The organism is Actinoplanes sp. NPDC048791 (assembly GCF_040650095.1).
In the GTDB taxonomy this organism is placed as follows: domain Bacteria; phylum Actinomycetota; class Actinomycetes; order Mycobacteriales; family Micromonosporaceae; genus Actinoplanes.
Genome location: NZ_JBEZGQ010000522.1, coordinates 1 through 5,955, shown reverse-complemented (window position 1 = coordinate 5,955; position 5,955 = coordinate 1). Strand labels below are relative to the sequence as shown.

The following is a 5,955-nucleotide window of genomic DNA, read 5'->3' as shown; positions in this document are numbered from 1 at the left end:
GCCGCGAGCAGCGCGGGCGTCGGTGGCGGGATCGGCGGGGCGGCGCCGGTGACGATGATCAGGTCGGCGGTGGCGAGCCGGCGCAAAGTGTGGGTCGGGGTGACCGAGAAGCCGGTGGAGGTGGGCATCGGCGTGCGCTGCTCGGCGCAGACCGCATACCGGTACGACGGCAGCTCCGGGTCCAGCCGGCGCAGACCGAACAACTCACTGACGATGCCCAGCTCGAAGGCCGGCACCGGGGCGGCGACCACCACCGCGACGTCCGACGGCATCGTCCCATCTTGGCAGAAACTGCGGGATGCCTGGCAAGTCTGCCGTCCCGGATCGGGGCACGGTGAAGGTATGCCTCTTCTCGGACCACTCGCGATCGTGTACGTCGTCTGGGGCTCGACCTATCTGGCCCTGAAGGTCGCCGTCGAGCACCTGCCGCCGCTGACTCTGAGCGCGGTGCGTTTCCTCGTCGCCGGGCTGCTGCTCTACACCTGGTGCGCGTGGCGGCGCCGACGGCGGCCGGATCGGGGCTGGCGCCGGCCCACCCGGGCGCAGTGGCGGGCCGGCCTGGTCCAGGGGCTGCTGCTGCCGGCCGCGGGCACCGGCGGGGCGACGTGGGCGGAGCAGGAGATCTCCTCCGGCACGGCGGCCCTGCTGCTCGCCACCATCCCGCTGTGGATGGTGCTGGGCACCCGGATCGTCGACCGGGAACGGATCAGTGCGCCGGTCGCCGTGGGCCTGGTCGCCGGGATCGCCGGGGTGGGCGTGCTGGTGAACCCGTTCTCCGGCACCGCGCCCGACCCGCTCGCCGCGGCGGTGGCACTGGGCGGGGCGATGTGCTGGGGCCTCGGCTCGGTGTACGGCCGGCACGCCGCGCACCCGGAGCAGCCGCTGCTGGCCAGCGCCGTGGAGATGATCTGTGCCGGCGCCGCCCTGGCCGTGCTCGGTGGGCTGGGCGGCGAGTTCGCCCGGATCGACCTGTCCGCCGACGTGACCGGCTCGCTGCTGGCGGTCGGCTACCTGATCGTGTTCGGCAGCCTGCTGGCCTACAGCGCGTACGAGTGGCTGCTGCGGCACGCCCCGGCCCGGGTCGCCGGCACGTACGCCTTCGTCAATCCGGTGGTGGCCGTGCTGCTCGGCTGGTGGCTGCTGGACGAGCCGCTGGGTGGTCGCACCGTCCTGGCCGGCCTGGTGATCGCCGGTGCGGTGGCGCTGATCGTGCTGCCCGGGCGGCCCACGGCCGGCTCCCGGCGTCCCGAATTGCGGAGGGATCGACGCGATCCTATATTCCGGCTACGGGAACGTGCGCCGATGGGAGAACATCGATGTTCATCCGATCGATCCGGGCGGCAGTGAGTGCCGCCCTCGTGGTCACGCTGGCGGCCGGCTGTGGCGGGGTGGGCAGCTCCGGCCAGGATTCCGGCAATGCCACGGTGATCCTGACCATGATGGGGTTCGGCACCGGTGACGAGGTGGCGCAGACCCGGTTCGACGCCGCCAACGCCGCGATCGCGCCCAGCAGCGCCAAGGCGTCCGAGGGCAGCTTCAGCGCCCAGCAGTTCCTGTCCGCGGTGGCCTCGGGCAGCCCGCCGGACCTGGTCTACCTGGAACGACGGCTGCTCGGCACGTACGCGGTGAAGAAGGCGATCCTGCCGCTGACCGACTGCGTCGAGCGCGAGAAGATCGACCTGGGACAGTTCCGCCCGGCCGCGGTCGCCGAGGCCACCCTCGGCGGCACCCTGTACGGCCTGCCGGAGTTCTACAACAACCGGGTCCTCATGCTCAACGACACCGCCTTCGCCGAGGCCGGGCTCGACCCCGCGTCGTTCAGCACCGCCGACTGGCCGGCCCTGACCGCCGCCACCCGGAAACTCACCGCGATGCGCGGGGGCAAGCTGTCCCGGATCGGCTTCGACCCCAAGATCCCCGAGTTCCTGCCGCTGTGGGCCCGGGCCAACGGCGGCTCGCTGGTCAGCCAGGACGGCAGGACGGCGCAGCTGACCGATCCGAAGGTGGTCGAGGCGCTCACCTTCACCGTCTCCCTGATCAACGCGCAGGGCGGCTGGGCCAAGTTCAAGTCCTTCCGCGACTCGTTCGACTTCTTCGGCGCGAAGAACCAGTTCGCCACCGACCAGCTCGGCGCGTTCCCGATGGAGGACTTCTACCTCAGCGTGCTGGGCGAGAGCTCGCCGGACGTGAAGCTGACCGTCGCGCCGTTCCGCGGGGTCGACGGGCAGCCGGTCGACTGGATCACCGGCAACGCCTGGGCCATCCCGGCCAAGAGCGCGCATCCCACCCAGGCCTGCAAGTGGATCAAGAAGATGACCGAGGCCGGCTCCTGGATCGCGGCGGCCAAGGCCCGGGCGGCGGCCCGCCAGGCCAAGGGCGCGCCGTTCACCGGCCTGTTCACCGGCAACGTCAAGGCCGACGAGGTGATCTTCAAGGACGTCGTGCAGCCGACCGGCCACGCCGGGTTCGACGCGGCCGTGCAGACCGTCCTGCAGACCCAGCAGGCCGGCTTCTCGGAGCCGGCGCTGGCCGCCGGCGAGGAGTTCAAGGCGGCCTGGCAGGACGCGGTCAACCGGGTCCTCGCCGGCCGGCAGCAGCCGGCCGAAGCGCTCGCCCAGGCCCAGCAACAGGCCCAGGCGGCTCTGGACAAAGCCAACAGCGGCTCCTGAGATGATCGCGCGCCGCCGCGAGACCTGGGCCGCGTACGGCTTCCTGTCCCCCTGGATCGTCGGCTTCCTGGTGTTCCTGGCCGGGCCGATGGTCGCCAGCCTGGTGCTGTCCTTCACCGACTACGACGTGCTGACCAGCACGGACCTCGTCGGCGGGGAGAACTACCGGATGCTGCTGGCCGATCCCAAGGTCCGCACCAGCCTGGCCAACACGATGTTCTACACCGTGCTGCACGTGCCGTTGACCATGGCCGTGGCCCTGGGACTGGCCATGCTGCTGGCCCGGGCCGGCCGCCGGTCGGCGGGGTTCTTCCGGACGATCTTCTACCTGCCGACGATCACCCCCAAGGTGGCCGTGGGCGTGCTGTTCCTGCTGCTGTTCAACGGTCAGGTGGGCCTGATCAACGAGGTGCTCGGCTGGGTCGGCATCACCGGGCCGGACTGGACCTCCGACGGGTCGTGGATCAAGCCCGGGATCGTGCTGATGAGCGCCTGGAGCCTGGGCAGCACGGTGATCATCTATCTGGCCGCGTTGCAGAACGTGCCGCGCGACCTCTACGAGGCGGCCGAGATGGACGGCGCCTCACCGTGGGCCCGGTTCCGGGCGGTGACCGTGCCGATGATCAGCGGGGCGCTGTTCTTCACGCTGATCATCAACACGATCAGCTCGCTGCAGACCTTCGACGAGGTCTACACCGCGTTCTTCGGCAGTGCCAACCAGCAGACGTACGGCAACGACGCGGCCCTGTTCTACGTCATCTACCTGTTCCAGCAGGCGTTCCAGTTCCTGCACATGGGCTACGCGTCGGCGCTGGCCTGGCTGCTGTTCCTGATCATCATGCTGATCACCCTGGTCCAGGTCGGGCTCAGCCGCCGCTTCGTCTACTACGAGAGCGAGTGAGGCCATGACCCCGCGACGAGAGCGAGTGAGGCCATGACCGCGCTGCAGGAGCCTCAGGCTTTGGCCCCCGTCGAGACCGGCCCGTCCCGGCACTCCGGACGCCGGCAGCGGCACCGGTGGGTGCTGTGGACCGCCCTCTCGGCCGCCGCCGTGATCTTCGTGTACCCGTTCGTCTGGCTGGTCAGCGCGTCGCTCAAGCCCCGGCCGGAGGTCTTCGACAACGCACTCGTGCCACGGCACTGGGCGCCGGAGAACTACGCCACCATCTGGTCGGCCGCGCCGGTGTTCACCTGGCTGGTCAACAGTGTCGTGGTCGCGCTGGCCGCCGCCGCCGCGGTGACCGTGTCGAGCGCGATCGTGGCGTTCGGCTTCGCGTACTTCCGCTTCCCTGGGCGCAACGTGCTGTTCGCCTCGGTGATCGGCACGATGATGCTGCCCGGCGCGGTCACGATGATCCCGACCTACCTCATCTGGAACGAGCTGGGGCTGGCCGCCACGCAGGTGCCGCTGTGGGCGACCAACCTGTTCGGCAGCGCGTTCTACATCTTCCTGATCCGGCAGTTCTTCCTCGGCGTGCCCCGGGAGCTGTTCGAGGCGGCCCGGGTGGACGGCGCCGGCTATTGGCGCCTGTTCTGGCGGATCGCGGTGCCGCTGTGCAAGCCGGCGCTCATCGTCTCGTTCGTGTTCGAGCTGCGGGCGAGCTGGTCGGACCTGCTCAAGCCGCTCATCTACCTGCGTGACCCGGCACTGTTCACGATGCCCCGGGGCATGAAGTCGATCCTCGACCAGTTCGGCCAGGCCGGCGAGGCGCAGTGGGAGGTCGTGCTGGCCGGTGCGGTGCTCACCACCGTACCGATGATCATCGCCTTCTTCCTGTGCCAGCGGTACTTTGTCGAGGGCGTGGCCACTCAAGGGCGCAAAGGGTGAGACGGTCGGGCGAAGAGGGGCGGGCCGGTATGCGTGAGGTCGATGTCGCCGTCATCGGGGCCGGCCCCACCGGGCTGTTCGCCGCGTACTACGCGGGCTTTCGCGGCCTGACCGTGGCGGTGGTCGACACGCTGCCGGAGCCGGGCGGGCAGATCACCGCGCTGTATCCGGAGAAGGACATCTTCGATGTCGCCGGCCTGCCGTCGATCAAGGGCCGCGACCTGGTCACCAACCTGGTCGCCCAGGCGGCGCCGTTCGCGCCGCACTACCTTCTCGGGGTACGCGCGGAGAAGCTCTCGTATCGCGACGGGCTGCCGGTGTTGCACCTGGCCGACGGCAGCGACCTGGGCTGTGGCGCGGTCCTCGTGACCGGTGGCCTGGGCAGCTTCACTCCACGTCCCCTGCCGGCCGCCCAGGGCTATCCCGGCGCCGGAATCGTCTACTTCGTGCCACGGCCGGCCGACCTGGCCGGACATGACGTGCTCATCGTCGGTGGTGGCGACTCGGCCTTCGACTGGGCGCTCGCGCTGCACGCCGTGGCCCGCTCGGTCACCCTGGTGCACCGGCGCGACCGGTTCCGGGCGCACGCCGCCACGGTCGCCCGGGTCCAGGAGCTGCCCGTGACCATCCTGGTGAACGCGCAGGTCACCGCCCTGCATGGAGGCGAGACGGTGACGCACGCGGACGTGGCGGTCGACCGCGCCGGGACGAGCCGCGTACCGGTGGACACCGTGGTCGCCGCCCTGGGCTTCACCGCCGACCTCGGCCCGCTCGCGGAATGGGGGATGCAGCTGGACCGCCGGCACATCGTGGTGAGCAGCACGATGGCCACCAACCTGCCGCGGGTGTTCGCCGCGGGCGACATCGTGGACTATCCGGGCAAGGTCCGGCTGATCGCCACCGGCTTCGGCGAGGCGGCCACCGCCGTGAACAACGCCGCCGTGGCCATCGATCCGGCCGCCCACCTGTTCCCCGGCCACTCCTCGGAGGCCGGCTGACCCCGGGCCGGGCCACCACAACTTCTGGCAATCGCTTGCCAAGGCTCCGCGCGGGCACATGGAATGGGTGGCGGGACCGGACGTCCCGTCGAGGGAAGGACACTCCATGATCGGTGCGGCCGCCGTCACCGACCGGCTCGCCGGGATCGGCCGGCTGGGCGTCGCGTTCTCCGGCGGCGTCGACTCCTCCGTCCTGCTCGCCCTGGCGGTCGGGGCGCTGGGCCGCGACCGGGTCGTCCCGATTCTGGGCGTCTCCCCCAGCCTGGCCGCCGACGAGCGCGCCGCCGCGCACCGGGTCGCCGACCACATCGGGGTCGCCGTCGTCGAGGTCCTGACCCACGAGGGCGACCGGGAGGCATACCGGACCAACGGGCCGGACCGCTGCTTCCATTGCAAGGACGAGCTGTTCACCGTGATCGCCGACGAGGTCGTGGCCGCGCACCGGCTGGACGCTGTCGCG

General features: G+C 70.8%; 6 protein-coding genes and 1 pseudogene. 6 read left to right on the top strand and 1 reads right to left on the bottom strand.

Translation table 11 applies throughout. The features are described from left to right. Positions 1–272 (bottom strand): annotated as a pseudogene (locus AB0C29_RS29890) (AraC family transcriptional regulator); the annotation flags it as partial. A gap of 70 nt (positions 273–342) precedes the next feature. On the opposite strand from AB0C29_RS29890, the gene AB0C29_RS29885 reads away from it, so the two are divergent. The 6 genes from AB0C29_RS29885 to AB0C29_RS29860 form a co-directional block, all read left to right on the top strand. Further along, positions 343–1,347: an EamA family transporter gene (locus AB0C29_RS29885; RefSeq protein ID WP_360826996.1), complete on the top strand. Its 1,005-nt coding sequence runs from the start codon at positions 343–345 to the stop codon at positions 1,345–1,347. Continuing rightward, positions 1,317–2,669, top strand: a complete 1,353-nt coding sequence (locus AB0C29_RS29880) for an extracellular solute-binding protein (RefSeq protein ID WP_360826993.1) — start codon at positions 1,317–1,319, stop codon at positions 2,667–2,669. Before AB0C29_RS29885 ends, AB0C29_RS29880 begins: the two co-directional genes overlap by 31 nt. Before the next feature lies 1 nt (position 2,670). Beyond that, entirely contained in the window at positions 2,671–3,570 is a 900-nt protein-coding gene (locus tag AB0C29_RS29875; RefSeq protein WP_360826990.1) for a sugar ABC transporter permease, read from the top strand. Positions 3,571–3,603: 33 nt separating this feature from the next. Then, on the top strand, positions 3,604–4,497 hold the full coding sequence (locus tag AB0C29_RS29870) for a carbohydrate ABC transporter permease (RefSeq protein WP_360826987.1): 894 nt from the start codon (positions 3,604–3,606) through the stop codon (positions 4,495–4,497). Between the two features lie 29 nt (positions 4,498–4,526). Then, the gene (locus tag AB0C29_RS29865) at positions 4,527–5,495 is read left to right on the top strand and encodes an NAD(P)/FAD-dependent oxidoreductase (protein ID WP_360826984.1); all 969 of its coding nucleotides are present in this window, start codon (positions 4,527–4,529) and stop codon (positions 5,493–5,495) included. 106 nt (positions 5,496–5,601) lie between these two features. After that, on the top strand, positions 5,602–5,955 hold a 354-nt coding region (locus AB0C29_RS29860; protein WP_360826981.1), incomplete at its 3' end, for an asparagine synthase-related protein.